Source organism: Pseudoclavibacter terrae (assembly GCF_008831075.1).
Classification (GTDB): Bacteria; Actinomycetota; Actinomycetes; order Actinomycetales; family Microbacteriaceae; genus Pseudoclavibacter; species Pseudoclavibacter terrae.
In genome coordinates, this window is sequence record NZ_WBJX01000001.1 from 1,289,300 (window position 1) to 1,302,459 (window position 13,160).

Sequence of the window (13,160 nt, forward strand, 5' to 3'; positions counted from 1 at the left end):
ATGACCACAAACGCACTCAACGCCCTGATCTTCGGATCGGACAACGACTCCGTCCACCTCGGCCCGGTCACCTCGCTCACGAGCGTCACCGGCCTCACCACGGCAATCCCCGCGGGGCTCGAAGACCGCGGATGGCTCAGCGAGGACGGCCTCAGCCTCGAGCTGTCCGACTCGATCGAGCGCCTACGCGGCCACCAGGGCAACAAGACCGTGAAGACGTTCATGTCGAACTCCGACACGAACATCACGGCCGCGCTGCTCGAGACGAAGCTCTCGACGCTCCTCGAGTACCTCAGCGCGACCGCGACGAAGGTCGGCACGGGAGCTGCGGCCATCGCCCGCATCGAGGCCCCCGCGTCCCGTCGCGTCGCGATGCTCTCCGGCGTCGTCGACCTGTTCGACACCTCCGGGGTAGGCGCGCACGTCCGCATCCTCCTCCCCACGATCTCGCTCGGCGAGCGCCAGGGGGTGGCGTTCACGAACAAGGACATCACCGCCTGGAACTACAACCTCGAGATCCTCGGCGGCTTCACGATCCTCACGAACGCCAAGGCGATCGTCGAAGACCCGAAGCTCGTCGCCGCGCCGTAACCGGCACCCCCTGACCCCCTGGCCGCGTCGCGTGCTCCCGCCGCGGCCAGGGACCACCCCTTCCGGAGCGCACCACACCACCCAAACCTCAGGAGCACACCATGGCAACCGCCACCCCTCGCAAGACCACCCCCGCCCGCACCACCCGCCAGAAGGCCGCCGCCGCCGGCGCAGCAGTCCCGCAGGACCGCGCCCAGAAGGCCGAAGCCAAGCAGGACACCCTCGAGATCGTCGTCGACGGCATCGAGCTGACCCTCGACCGCGACGTGCTCGACGACTACGAAGCCGTGGAGCTCATGGCCGTCGGCCTGCCGACCCGCATGTTCGACCTCATCTGCGGCGACCGCCAGAAGGAGATCCGCCAGGCGCTCGCCGACGAGAACGGCCGCCTGCGCGCCTCCGTCGTCGGAGAGTTCGTCAACAAGGTCGGGGAGGCAGTCGGCCAGGGAAAGTAGTCGGCCTCCCCGGGCTCCTACGCGAGCACGGGGAGGCCGTCGAGGCCGACCTGCTCTCCGAGTACGGCGTCGACCTTCTCGACCTCTGGCGGGGCGCGCTGACGCCTCGCCGGGCCGTCGTGCTCATTTCCCAGCTGCCACCCGGATCTCGCCTCAGGCGGGCGCTGGGCGGCGCGGAGGCATGGTCCGAGCAGGTCGCGGCCATCCACATCGAGGGTCAACGCAACATGGCGGCCACCCTCAGCGCCGCGGGCGTGAAGTCCGGCAAGATCCCGAAGCCCGTCGAGCCCCCGAAGCCCGGGTGGAAAGCCGAGGCGGAAGCCAAGGCCGAGCGGCAGGGCCAGAAGGCCGCCCGCTGGATCGAACGCAACAACGCACGAGAAACAGACGCCGGGGCCTGACCTTCAACGGTCGGCCCCGGCTCCACAACTAAACACAGGGGGTGTGCGTTGACGAGCACCGGATTCGACTTCGGCACCGCCTGGATTCAGGTCGCACCTTCCATGAAGGGCGTCAACAAGGCCATCGAGTCGAACCTCGCCAGCGCGAACGTCTCCGGCGTCTCCCGCGGGTGGGGCGAGAGCATCAAGTCCGACATCGGCGGCGCGTTCAAGGCCGCCGCCGCGATCGCCGTCACCGCGTTCAGCGCCGTCCGCGCCGGCGACTTCCTCAAGTCCTCCATCCAGGACGCGGGCCAGCTCGAGCAGTCCGTCGGCGCCGTCGACGTCGTCTTCAAGGAATCCGCCGGGCAGATCAGCGAATGGGCTGCAGGCTCCGCCCGCTCACTCGGCCTCACGAAGAACGAGTACAACGAACTCGGCACACTCATCGGCACGCAGCTCAAAAACGGCGGCACCGCCATGGACGAGCTCGCCCCGAAGACCAACAACCTCATCACCCTCGGCGCGGACCTGTCCGCCATGTTCGGCGGCACCACCAAGGACGCGGTCGGCGCGCTCTCCTCCGCTCTCAAGGGTGAGCGCGATCCCATCGAGGCGTACGGCGTCAGCCTCAACCAGGCCGGCGTCGACGCGAAGGCCGCGGAGCTCGGCTTCGAGAAGGTCGGCGGCGCGCTCTCCACCGAGGCGAACCAGGCCGCGACGCTCGCGATCATCATGGACCAGACCGCCGACGCCCACGGGCAGTTCGGCAAGGAACTGGACACCTTCGCTGGCAAGCAGGCCGTCTTCAACGCTCTCTGGGGTGACGCGAAGACCCGTATCGGCACGGCCCTCCTGCCGGCCGCCACGGCGTTCATGAGCCTCCTCACCGACTCCATGGTGCCCGCGCTCGAGTGGACCGCCGTCGGCCTCACCCACGTCATGACCGCCGCGTCTGGCATCTGGTCCGTGCTCTCGCAGGGCGACTTCAAGGGCGGCATCTTCGGCCTCGAGGAAGACTCGGCGTTCGTCGACTGGCTCTTCGAGGTCCGCGGTGGCGTCATCGCTTTCGGCGCGGCCTGGACGGCGTTCGACGGCGACGTCACGAGCTCCGGCTTCCCGGGGTTCATGGAGCGGCTCGCGTTCCTATCCCGCACCGTGTGGGAAGAGATGCGCGGCGGCGTCATCGCGTTCGGCGCTGCCTGGGCCGCGAACGACGGCGAGATCACCTCGTCAGGCTTCCCCGGCTTCATGGAAGCCTCCGCCTACTCGGTGCGTCAGCTCGTCGAATGGATCGGCGCGCTCGACTTCTCCTCGTGGGACGGCTTCGTATCCTCGCTCGGCACCGGACAGCCGGCGCTCGCCTCGATCGGGTCGAGCTTCCAGACCCTCGCACCCGCCGTCGGTTCCTTCGTCACGTCCCTCCCGGACATGGCTGGCGCCGTCGGCACCCTCGCATCCGCCGCCCTGCCGGCGCTCGCTGGGGCGCTCGGCTTCCTGGCCGACAACGTCGACACGATCATCCAGTGGATGCCGCTCATCGTCGCGGGCTTCGTGGCGTGGCGGGTGGCGACGGTCGTCGCGAAGAACGCTCAGGTCGCGATCGCGCCGATCATGGCCATCAACAACGGCCTGATCCTCGCGAACTCCATCGTCCAGCGGCAAGCTGCCCGGGAAACCGCGGCGGCAGCCGTTGCGACCGGCGTCAACACTGGCGCGCAGAACGCGGGCATGTTCGCCACCATCCGCTCCACGGCTGCGCTCGTCGGGCAGAAGGTCGCGATGCTGGCCACCTCGGCCGCCACTAAGGCGGCTGCGGCGGCGCAATGGGTCATGAACGCGGCCATGTCGGCGAACCCGATCATGCTCGTCGTGCTCGCCGTCGCGGCGCTCGTCGCCGGTCTCGTGTGGTTCTTCACACAGACGGAGCTCGGCGCGGCGATCTGGGCGAACTTCACGACCGCGATCGGCACCGCGTGGACGTGGCTGTGGGAGTCCGTGCTCAGCCCGGTCTTCACTGCCATCGGCGCGATCTTCTCGTGGCTGTACGACAACGTGATCACGCCCATCGTGGCCGGGATCGTCGCGTACGTGCAGATCTGGGCGGGCATCTTCACCTGGCTCTGGGACAATATCCTGTCGCCGGTGTTCGCGGCCGTCGGCGCGATCTTCTCCTGGATCTACAACAACGTCATCGTCCCGATCGTCACCGGCATCGTGCTCATGGTGCAGGTCTGGGCGGCGATCTTCACGTGGATCTGGACAGCGGTCATCAGCGTCGTGTTCGCAGCGATCGGGGCGATCTTCAACTGGCTCTACACGAACGTCATCACGCCCATCGTGAACGGCGTCGTCGCGTACATCCAGCTGTGGGGGACGATCTTCAACTGGCTCTACACGAACGTCGTCTCGCCGGTCTTCACGGCCGTCGGAGCGGTGTTCACGTGGCTCTATGAGAACGTCATTCAGCCCGTCTGGTCCGGCATCCAGACCGCCATTCAAGTCGTCGGCGACTGGATCACGAACACCCTGTGGCCCGGCATCCAGACGGTGCTCGGCTTCATGGGTGACGCGTTCAACTCGCTGAAGGACACCGTCACGACGGTCTGGGACAACATCAAGAAGGCGGCCGTCGCGCCGATCAACTTCGTGATCCAGACCGTCTACAACGACGGAATCAAGGCGCTCTTCGACGACATCGCGGAAGCGGTCGGCCTCGACATTCGCATGCCGACGGCGTCCACGATCGCGCTCGCCTCGGGTGGCGTCCTGCCTGGCTACACGCCGGGCCGGGACGTGCACAACTTCTTCTCGCCGACCGGTGGGCGCCTCGCGCTCTCTGGCGGTGAGGGGATCATCCGCCCGGACACGCTCCGCGCGCTGGGTGGGAAGCCGTGGCTCGACCGGGTGAACGCTGCTCGCGGCAACGCGGGGCAGGCGTTCGCGGACGGTGGCATCTGGGAGGACATCACTGGCGGCATCGCTGGTGCGGCTTCCTGGATCGGTGATGCAGTCGGGAACGTGTCGAAGATCATGACCGACCCTGCTGGCGCGATCGACACGCTCATCCGCACTCCGGTGAAGGCGCTGCTCGAGTCCATCGGCGGCGGCTCGTTCGGGTCGATGATCGCGGAGATCCCGCTGAAGGCGATCGACGGGATCGCGGAGTGGGCGCAGACGGCGATCTCGCCGCCGGCACCCACGTCCGGGGAGTGGGCGGGCGGCATCACGCTCGACCGACTTCGGCCGCTCCTGGCGAAGTTCCCCGGCCTCATGATCACCGACACCTACCGCGACCCGGCGTACAACGCCTCGGTCGGTGGGTCACCGACGTCGTTCCACATGGACAAGGCGAACCCGGCAGTGGACGTCGCTGGCCCGTGGGGTCAGATGAACGCGTTCGCGTCCGAGGTCGCGGCGGTCGGTGGATGGCGTCAGCTGCTCTGGCAGGTCGCTGGCCACTACGACCACGTGCACGTCGCCAACCAGGGCGGCATCTACGGGGAGCTGCCGACGTTCGACTCGGGCGGGTGGATGCAGCCGGGCCTCGCCTACAACGGGTCGAGCACGCCCGAGGCGGTGTTCACGAACTCGCAGTGGTCCGTGCTCGAGGGGAACCTCGGGGCCAACGGCATGCCGACCGAGCTCGTCATCGTCGATCAAGACGGTGTCCTGATCGGTCGCATGCAGGTCGAAGCGCAGGGTGTCGTCGAGTCGAACGAGGCCGGGCGGCGACGCACGGTGATGGCGGGAGGTGCTGCTCGTGGCTCATGAGCCGAACCTCATCGTCTACTCCGACGAGCGCGGCCCCCGGGTTGACGTGATCTTCCCGTCACTCCCGGCGGGCGCGCACACGCTGACGGTGGTCCGTGAGGCTCCACGCCAGACGATGCAGGTTCGAGGTGCAGTGCGGAAGCGGGTCTCACGGCTCGCTTCCGCGTTGGACTTCGAGGTGCCGTTCGACGTGGAGTGCTCGTACTACGCGATCGTCTACAACGACCGGGACGTGGAGATCGCCCGCACAGGATCGTCGTCCATCACGGTCGGCTCCGAGTCCCCGGATCACGCGAGGATTCACAACCCGCTCGATCCGTCGACGAGCGTCCTCGTGCGCTTCGAGGCGTCAGCGGTCGCGACGCGCTCTCGTCACTTCGACGGGGAGGTGCTGCGACCGCAAGGGCGTCGCCTCGGCGTCGTCGTGTCGTCCGGCCGGTCCGGGTATCGGGGCCTCGCGCTGGACGTCATCGCGGAGACGATGGAGCAGTCGGAGAAGATCGACGACCTCTTCGGCACGGGCCGGTCCCGGCTGCCGGTGCTGTGCGTCCGGGTTCCGAAGTCGCACTACCGCATGCGGTTCCCGCCGACGCTGATGGTCGCGGTACTCAACCCGGACGCGGTACCGATCCTCACGGACGACGCGGAGATCTGGCGCCTCACGGGCGACGAGGTCACCCCGCCGGCCCCGGCCGTGGTCGTGCCGATCCTCACCCGCGACGACCTCGACGCGGCGTACGCGACGAGGGATGCGATGGATGCCGACAACGTGACTCGCTTCGCGGCGAGCCGCCGATACGACCTTGCTGGGGGTGCTGGATGAGGCAGGTTTCCCCGCTGGCGGCCGACGCGATCGAGGCCGGAAGCTTCGAGGCTCGGCTGCAGCTGACCGCGTTCTACGGCGCCGAGGTGACCCTCGCCGATGTTCCGGTGGCTTCATGGTCCCTGTCCTCTGAGGAGGGCAGGGACGTGCCTACCGTCGGCACGCTCGACGCGGTGTACGTCGACGAGCAGGGCAACTCCGTGACGCCACGCTCGTTCACGGACTACCTCGCCCCGTTCGGGCAGGAGGTCCTCGCGCGCCTCGTCATCGGCGACGACGAGGTGCTGCCGCTCGGCAGGCTCCGCATCATAGAAACCCCCGACTCGTCGGACTCGAACGTGCTCCACGGCTCTCGGGTCATCACGGCGGCGTCTCGGGTGCGTCTCGAGGTCGCGGATCTCCTCGACAAGGTGCGGCATGCGGGCTTCACTGGCCCGACGTCGCCGCGCCATCAGTCGTGCTGGGCGGAGCTCGCGCACCTGACGGGCATGCGCCTCGCCCGATCCGTGGACGACAAGACCATGCCGCGCATCGAGTACGAGATCAGCACGGACGGCCGCCTCAAGGCGTGCCAGGAGATCGCCGCGCATCTCGGCGGGACGCTGTACGTGCGCTCCGACGGGGCACTGACGGTCCTTCCGAAGGCCACCGGTCCGGTCGTGCGCCGCATCCCCGTTGGAGGCCTCAGGCTGTCCGAGATGCGCCGCGCGCTCTCCACTGACGGCATATTCAACGAGGTCGTCGGCATCTTCGAGGACGCGGACCGCAACCCCCTGTGGGTTCCGCCCGAGCGCATCACGTCCGGGCCGCTGTCCGTCGACGGGCCCCTCGGTCGGCGCACGAGATACCTCGAGTCGCGCATGGTCAAGGACCTCGACGAAGCTCGCCGCACCGTGCGGGCTGCGCTCAAGGAGTCATCGACGCTCGCCTCGGTAGAGATCGACGTGGAGCTCGTGCTCGATCCGCGCCTCGAGATCGGCGACACCGTGCAGCTCGAGCGCGACGACGAGACGCTCACCGGCCGCATCACGAAGGCCGCCCACTCGCCGTCGAAGACGAGCCTCACGGTCGCTGTGACGGCCATGGTCCCTGAGCCGAACTTGGAGAGGGCCAATGCGATCGACTGACCAGATGCTGATCGACGGCATCAACGCGAGACGACCGACGCTGTCGTTCGTCGGCACGTTCCGGTACGCGAACGGCGCGCGCGCAGTCTGCGACGCACTCGGCGGGCAACTCGAGGCGGACTTCGCGGGCGTCTCGCAGCCCTCGCCGGGGGAGTCCGTGCAGATCGAGATGCGCAACGGCTCGTACCTGATGCTCGGACCGACGAGGCTGAACCCGAGCCGCGGCACGGTGGTCGCAGTCGCGGCACCCGGCGAAGTCGACCCGACCCTCGACCCGGTCGGCGACGAGATCCCCGAGCCCGAGTTCGACGAGAACGGCAACCCGATCCTCCCGCCGGTCCCGCCGGACACCACCCGGTGCGTCGTCGAGTCCGACGGGCGGGTGATGTGGCTGCCGTTCACGCAGTCCTACACGCCCTACGTGGGGCACGTCGTCGCGATCCAGTGGGGCGAGACGGGCGGCCTGGTCCTGGGCCGAGTGTCGGCGGTCCCGACGGCCCCTGGTCGGCCCTCCGTGGGTGTGCCGCCGCCGACGCAGGCGAGCTTCCGTCCGACGCCGTTCCACGCGTCACAGTCCGGGACGTTCGAGTCCGGTGGGTGGCGGGCCGATGGGAAGGTGCTCTCCACCGGGGGTGCATTCGCCTACGGCGCGGCCCTCACCGACACGATCCCGGACGACGCGACCATCGTCGCAACCCGCCTCTACCTAACCCCCGAAGTGCTCTCGGGCGGCCCTGCGTCGCTGCGCCTGCACGAGCTCTCGGCCCTCACCGACGCGCCTGCGTGGGTCGGTGACCCCTGGGAGTTCACTCCCGTCGAGGGGTGGCAGGAGATCCCCGTGGCCTTCGCTGACTGGCTCAAGTCCAACCCCGGCGGCATCGGCTTCGACGCCGGCGCTGACGTCTTCTCTTCGGTGACCGCGGACCCCCTGTGTGGGGCTCTCGATGTCGCCTACATGGCTTAGGAGGCCGTTATGGCAGTGAACAGCTACGGCCCCAAGGGTCGCCGCATCTTCGACGGCAACCGCAGCCCCGATACAGCAGTGGACCTCACCGAGCTCGGCATTGCCATCGCTCAGAACGGCAACCGGAAGACCGGCACACGCCTCGAGCGTCTCGCGCTCACCGACAACCCGTCCGCGGAGAATCAGCGCTGGGAAGGGTTGGAGTTCTACCAGACCGACGGCTCCGACGCCGGCTCGTGGATCTTCACCGGCGGGGAGTGGAAGCGGCAGCGCCTCGACTTCCGCTACCAGCAGGACGGGGACCTCCCTCCGGACACCCCTCGCCCCCCGGTCATCCAGGCCGCGAACGAGCTGATCGTGCAGTCCGGCGACTGGCGCTTCGCGACGGTCCCGCAGACCGAGACCGGCGGCGAGTACTCGCCGTGGAAGAACTTCGACGTCGAGTTTCCGAACGGGTGCCTCGCCGTGCAGTTCTCGCCCTACAACGTCGGCGACCTGCCACCGGGTGTGCCGTACCTGTACCGCAAGAACAAGGCGGGCTTCATGCTCCGCTATCCCGGATTCGTTGGCATCCGTCACCGGGCCGTCAACTGGATCGCATTCGGCTACTAGGAGCACACTGTGGCAGTCATCACCCCCGCAAAGTACCGCCGCGTCGTCGGCACGATCCTCCGGGGTGTCGGCAGCCGCCCCACCTCGGCCACGCTCGGACTGCCCCTCAAGGGCGCGCGCGTCGTGTTCCGCGCACTGATCAAGTCCGCGTCCCTCCCTGACTCGGACCAGCTCTTCGTGCTCGACGAGGTCGTCGCGACGACCGACATGAACGGCAAGCTCATCGAGGCCACGACCGGGCAGGAGGGCATCCCGCTCCTCGTGACCGACGACGACTCCATCGGCGCTGAGGGATGGTCGTGGAAGGCCACGATCACCGCTCCCGGTCTCGAGGGGGAGATCGTCTACATCTTCCCGCTTCCGTACTCGACTGCCGACTACGACATCGCGGATGCCCGCATCCCGGGCGTCGAGGCCTCGCCGAGCACTGTCATCTTCCAAGACGAACCGGCCCCCGCTGGCTTCGCCGGATACCGCATCGACTCCCTCGGCAACGTCCGAGCGGCCTACCTCTAAGGAGCACCCATGCCAGAAACCGATGTGCTCTTCAACATCTCCGGCCCCGGTGCAGTCAACCACCGCATTGTCGGCGACAACCTCGTCATCGACCGCGTCGTCAACGGCAAAGTCGTCGAGGTGGGCAAAATCGTTGGCAACGTGAGGGGGGCTGCGGGGATCCCTGGCGGGCTCACCCCTCCACAGCAGATGATCTTCGACACGATGCAGGCCGAAGTCGCTGCCCTGAAGAAGATGCTCGAGGATCAGCAGCTCGACATCCTCATCTCCAAGTCAGACGGGCCGCTGTCGGGTGGCTTCCGGCCGACATGGCACACGGCCATCCGGGTCGGCCCCGAACGCACGTACAAGACCTTCGACGCCGCCGTGACCTACGCGCGCACGCTCCCGGGTGCTGCGTTCTTCTCGCAGGGCACCTACTTCAAGAACAACGCAACGCGTGGCCGCCGACTCGTAGACAACCGGGTGCTGATCTTGTTCGACCCGGGCACCTACCAGCAGACGGACCTTGGCCTCACGACCGTCAGCGATGGCATCGACTTCGTCGGCGTCGGAGCTGCTCGCGAGGATGTCGTGCTGAAGACGAACACGATCAACTACAACCTGCGCACATGGGGGTCGACGTACGTCAAGAACCTCACGATCTGGCATGACCAGGGCCCTACGGGCAACAACTACTGCTACCACATGAACAACGTGACCGGCACGTACGGGTACACGAACCTGTTCGACAACGTCTGGTTCCGTGACACCAACAGCGCGTCGTCCGGATGCGTCGGCGTGGACGGGCAGGACGGGCAGCTGCTCGCGTTCTACCGATGCAAGTTCACGTCTACGCGAGCCGTCACCGCATCGCGCCTCGTCATCCACGACATGCCCGGCAACCGGCACGGCTTCCAGCTCATGTTCGTGGACTGCGAGATCGACCAGCCCGAGGGCGGCTCGAACTTCGGCCTCGTCCCCATCGGGGCCAGCAGCACGGGCGGCGTTGAGTACCAGACGTGGCGCGTGGGGTGCAAGACCACCGCGGGGGTCGCGATCTCCGACAAGTACTGGGTCGGCACAACGGAGCAGGGGACCATCGCCGCCATCCCGTGGCCGAGTAACGCGATGCGGGCAATCGACGCGGGCAAGTACACGCCTCGCCTCACTCCTGGCGTGCACCAGCCGACGGCCACGACGACGGCTGTGGCGCTCGTCCCGCGCCGCCTCTACTACGTGCCGCTCGGCGTCACCGGCTCCGCGTTCGTGCACTACATGGAGCTAGTGCTCACGACTGCGCCGACTCCGGTAACCCAGAGCATCGCCATGGGCCTGTTCCTCGAGTTCCAGAACGTGGACGGCACCTGGCCGGGACGGCCGTCCGACGCGTACGTAAACACGACGCTCGACTACAACAGCACGGGTGTGAAGCGCGGCAATCCGGGGACGAATATCCTCAACCCGGCTGCACCGAACAAGCTCGGTTTCGACGCTCGCACGCGTGTCTGGCTGGCGGCCACATCGTCGATCGCGGAGAACCTCGTCCAGGGGTCGACGACGTTCAGCGACGGCACGAACTGCTGGTACGAGACGATCACCGGCAACGTGCCCCAGTCGGCGGCGGCAACTCTGACGCGGGTTCCCGCTGGGGATGCGGTGCCGATCCCGAGGGTGGTCCTGACCTAGGGGCCGATCAGTACGCGTGGACGTCCATGTCCACGCGGGCGCAGGCCTCGGAGCAGTAGCGGCGGGCGGTCGTCGGCCCTTTGCACTCGGGGCAGGTCGCGCGACGTGCGATGAACCAGTGGACGAAGCGCTGCAACGGTGTCATGAGGTGAGTCCGATCACTGTGGGGGTTCGGTGATCATACCCACACGGAGCGGGATCGCTGTCAGCGAGGACGAGACGAGTCCGAGAGCGCCCGCCACGCTTCGCTGAGGCGTTGCTTCCATGGTGTTCGAGCGGCCCGGTAGGCGTAGGTGTGGACCTTGTCCGAGCCCGGACGTGTCCATTTGATCCGCAGCAGGGTCAGCGGCTGCGTGGCAGCGAATGTGTAGGTCGCGTCAGGCTCGATGTCCACGGGGCTGGTGATCACGAAGTAGTTGACGGCTTCGTCGGCGGCGATAACGCGCGCGTGGTCGCGTGTGGTGTTCCGGATCGTGATGTGCAGGTTGTTCGAGTCGTCCCGGCTCGGTCCGCTCGTCACTATCCACGCTCTGCGGAAGCCAACATCACGCTTCGCTCGTATGGCGACGACCGACGAGTAGATCGCCAGCCCCGTCGCGATGAGCCCAAGAAGTACCGCTACGCGCGTGCCCCACTCGTCAAACCAGGCGATCCAATCCATGGCGTCACCCTAACGGCGTCCACCCCGGCGCACTCGCCCGGGGCTTTTCCCATACCCCAGGAGGCACAGCATGCCCACCTTCGCACCGAACACGGACCGCATCGCGAACACAAGCTGGGGTAGCTCCCGCCAGGGTGCGTCCGTCGTCGGCCTGTGGATTCACCACCAGGCGGACGGAGCGGGCGCCGACGCCAACGACTACATGGTCGGCCCGAACGACCGCGACTCGCACCCCACCTACGCGATCGACGACAACGAAGCGGCCACGGTGGTCGGCATCGTCCACCCTGACAAGGCGCCCTCGTCGACGTTCTACGCGAACGACCAGAACGCGGTCGCCCTCGAAGCGGCGAACACGACGGGTGAGCCGAACTGGGAAGTGCCGGTCGCGACGCTCGAGCAGATCGCGCTCATCGCCGCGCACCACTCGATCGAGTCGCCCCGCTCGGCGCACCCCATCGAGGTGAACAAGCCGGGCGTCGCTCAGAAGGGATTCTGGGTCGGCTGGCACGCGCAGGTCCGCTCCACCGCATGCCCGGGCCCGTTCCTCATCGCTCACATCCCCGCGATCGTCGCCCGCGCGAACCAGATCAAGGACGCCATCCAGGGCGGCGCGTCCTGGGCGAGCATCCGGCCGGGCGTGCAGGGCGGGGAGTTCCTCGGGGCGCTCACCGACGCTGAGCAGCGCCGCGTTGCGCACCTCTGGGGAGCGTGATGGTCGCCGTCGACATCGGCTTCCCGAACGGCGACCCGCGCAACGCGACCGGGTCCGCGTTCGGGTACAAGCTCCGAGACGAAGCGGCCGGCGCGTTCCTCACGCTCGCGGACGAATACCGCGAGGCGTGGGGCGAAGATCCCCGCATCGTAGAGGCGATGCGCAGCCTCGAAGAGCAGCTGCGCCTCTACAACGGCTACGCCGCCGGCAAGCCAGGGTTCAACCTCGCAGCGAAGCCGGTCTGGCGCAACGGCCAGTGGTACGGCACCTCGCTCCACGGGGCCGGTCTCTCCACTGATCTCGGCTGGCCACTGAACAGCTCCCTCACCGCGCAACACGCATGGTTCGCCACCAACGCTCCTCGCTTCGGCTGGGAGTGGACGGGGCGCAACTTCTCGCAGGTCGAGGCGTGGCACTTCGACTACACGGGCGTCAACGTCACCGCCGCGCAGCGCGCGGCCTACATCTCACGCGGCCTCGGCCAAATCAACCAGGAAGGGTTCCTCATGGCGCTCTCAGAAGCACAGCAGAAGACGATCCTCGAGAACTCCGAGTCGATCGCGAAGTCGGTCGCGAAGCTCGAGCAGCTCATCGGCAACGCGTCCTCGATCCGCGCGTTCAACACGGGCAAGACCATCGAGGTCGTCAACGTCAACACGGGCCGGCAGGTGCACGTCCCCAACGTCACCTACTCGCAGATGTACCACGACTACGACCTGTTCGTCGGGTCGGCGACCAACGTGCCGCTGCACATCCTCGCCCACTTCCGCGACCTCATGGACAAGCTCGGCCGCCGCGACGTCTCCGACGAGGAGCTGCAGCGAGTGGCCGACAAGCTCCACGAGCTCATCGCGGCCGAAGCCAAGGGCTGAAC

Annotated in this window: 14 protein-coding genes; 12 read left to right on the forward strand and 2 right to left on the reverse strand. The window is 67.6% G+C overall.

Features of this window, described 5'->3' with window-relative positions; genetic code table 11:
- Entirely contained in the window at positions 1-591 is a 591-nt protein-coding gene (locus F8O03_RS06040) for a hypothetical protein (RefSeq protein WP_151423007.1), read from the forward strand.
- Between the two features lie 101 nt (positions 592-692).
- Positions 693-1,046, forward strand: a complete 354-nt coding sequence (locus tag F8O03_RS06045; RefSeq protein ID WP_151423008.1) for a hypothetical protein — start codon at positions 693-695, stop codon at positions 1,044-1,046.
- Positions 1,047-1,063: 17 nt separating this feature from the next.
- Here the strand turns inward: F8O03_RS06045 and F8O03_RS06050 are convergent, their stop codons facing one another.
- Positions 1,064-1,267 (reverse strand): hypothetical protein, encoded by a 204-nt coding sequence (locus tag F8O03_RS06050; protein ID WP_151423009.1) that lies wholly within the window; start codon positions 1,265-1,267, stop codon positions 1,064-1,066.
- Positions 1,268-1,273: 6 nt separating this feature from the next.
- Between F8O03_RS06050 and F8O03_RS18035 the strand changes: the two genes are divergently transcribed.
- Genes F8O03_RS18035 through F8O03_RS06085 form a run of 8 tightly spaced genes read left to right on the forward strand, consistent with a single transcriptional unit; the run spans position 1,274 to position 10,910 of the window.
- Complete coding sequence (locus F8O03_RS18035) at positions 1,274-1,447, forward strand: hypothetical protein (RefSeq protein ID WP_167516492.1); 174 nt, start codon at positions 1,274-1,276, stop codon at positions 1,445-1,447.
- Positions 1,448-1,495: 48 nt separating this feature from the next.
- Entirely contained in the window at positions 1,496-5,200 is a 3,705-nt protein-coding gene (locus tag F8O03_RS06055) for a D-Ala-D-Ala carboxypeptidase family metallohydrolase (protein WP_151423010.1), read from the forward strand.
- Positions 5,190-6,023, forward strand: coding sequence for a hypothetical protein (locus F8O03_RS06060; RefSeq protein WP_151423011.1), 834 nt, complete (start codon positions 5,190-5,192; stop codon positions 6,021-6,023). The genes F8O03_RS06055 and F8O03_RS06060 overlap by 11 nt, the downstream gene beginning before the upstream one ends.
- Positions 6,020-7,150, forward strand: coding sequence for a hypothetical protein (locus F8O03_RS06065; RefSeq protein WP_151423012.1), 1,131 nt, complete (start codon positions 6,020-6,022; stop codon positions 7,148-7,150). Before F8O03_RS06060 ends, F8O03_RS06065 begins: the two co-directional genes overlap by 4 nt.
- Positions 7,137-8,114, forward strand: coding sequence for a hypothetical protein (locus F8O03_RS06070; RefSeq protein ID WP_151423013.1), 978 nt, complete (start codon positions 7,137-7,139; stop codon positions 8,112-8,114). Before F8O03_RS06065 ends, F8O03_RS06070 begins: the two co-directional genes overlap by 14 nt.
- A 9-nt stretch (positions 8,115-8,123) precedes the next feature.
- Entirely contained in the window at positions 8,124-8,726 is a 603-nt protein-coding gene (locus tag F8O03_RS06075; RefSeq protein ID WP_151423014.1) for a gp53-like domain-containing protein, read from the forward strand.
- Positions 8,727-8,735: 9 nt separating this feature from the next.
- Positions 8,736-9,242 carry a hypothetical protein gene (locus F8O03_RS06080; RefSeq protein WP_151423015.1) on the forward strand — a complete coding sequence of 169 codons (507 nt, stop codon included), beginning with the start codon at positions 8,736-8,738 and terminating at the stop codon, positions 9,240-9,242.
- Positions 9,243-9,251: 9 nt separating this feature from the next.
- Entirely contained in the window at positions 9,252-10,910 is a 1,659-nt protein-coding gene (locus F8O03_RS06085) for a hypothetical protein (RefSeq protein WP_151423016.1), read from the forward strand.
- Between the two features lie 205 nt (positions 10,911-11,115).
- Here the strand turns inward: F8O03_RS06085 and F8O03_RS06095 are convergent, their stop codons facing one another.
- Complete coding sequence (locus F8O03_RS06095; protein WP_151423018.1) at positions 11,116-11,571, reverse strand: hypothetical protein; 456 nt, start codon at positions 11,569-11,571, stop codon at positions 11,116-11,118.
- A gap of 70 nt (positions 11,572-11,641) precedes the next feature.
- On the opposite strand from F8O03_RS06095, the gene F8O03_RS06100 reads away from it, so the two are divergent.
- Both F8O03_RS06100 and F8O03_RS06105 read left to right on the forward strand, forming a co-directional pair.
- Positions 11,642-12,286: a hypothetical protein gene (locus F8O03_RS06100; RefSeq protein WP_151423019.1), complete on the forward strand. Its 645-nt coding sequence runs from the start codon at positions 11,642-11,644 to the stop codon at positions 12,284-12,286.
- Complete coding sequence (locus tag F8O03_RS06105) at positions 12,286-13,158, forward strand: M15 family metallopeptidase (protein WP_151423020.1); 873 nt, start codon at positions 12,286-12,288, stop codon at positions 13,156-13,158. Before F8O03_RS06100 ends, F8O03_RS06105 begins: the two co-directional genes overlap by 1 nt.
- Positions 13,159-13,160 lie beyond the last annotated feature (2 nt).

What these genes read in the sequence shown, in the direction of transcription:
- F8O03_RS06070 (WP_151423013.1), top strand. Translation starts at nt 7,137, where the DNA reads ATGCGATCGACTGACCAGATGCTGATCGACGGCATCAACGCGAGACGA.
- F8O03_RS06040 (WP_151423007.1), top strand. Translation starts at nt 1, where the DNA reads ATGACCACAAACGCACTCAACGCCCTGATCTTCGGATCGGACAACGAC.
- F8O03_RS06105 (WP_151423020.1), top strand. Translation starts at nt 12,286, where the DNA reads ATGGTCGCCGTCGACATCGGCTTCCCGAACGGCGACCCGCGCAACGCG.
- F8O03_RS06045 (WP_151423008.1), top strand. Translation starts at nt 693, where the DNA reads ATGGCAACCGCCACCCCTCGCAAGACCACCCCCGCCCGCACCACCCGC.
- F8O03_RS06100 (WP_151423019.1), top strand. Translation starts at nt 11,642, where the DNA reads ATGCCCACCTTCGCACCGAACACGGACCGCATCGCGAACACAAGCTGG.
- F8O03_RS06075 (WP_151423014.1), top strand. Translation starts at nt 8,124, where the DNA reads ATGGCAGTGAACAGCTACGGCCCCAAGGGTCGCCGCATCTTCGACGGC.
- F8O03_RS18035 (WP_167516492.1), top strand. Translation starts at nt 1,274, where the DNA reads ATGGCGGCCACCCTCAGCGCCGCGGGCGTGAAGTCCGGCAAGATCCCG.
- F8O03_RS06065 (WP_151423012.1), top strand. Translation starts at nt 6,020, where the DNA reads ATGAGGCAGGTTTCCCCGCTGGCGGCCGACGCGATCGAGGCCGGAAGC.
- F8O03_RS06085 (WP_151423016.1), top strand. Translation starts at nt 9,252, where the DNA reads ATGCCAGAAACCGATGTGCTCTTCAACATCTCCGGCCCCGGTGCAGTC.
- F8O03_RS06095 (WP_151423018.1), bottom strand. Translation starts at nt 11,571, where the DNA reads ATGGATTGGATCGCCTGGTTTGACGAGTGGGGCACGCGCGTAGCGGTA.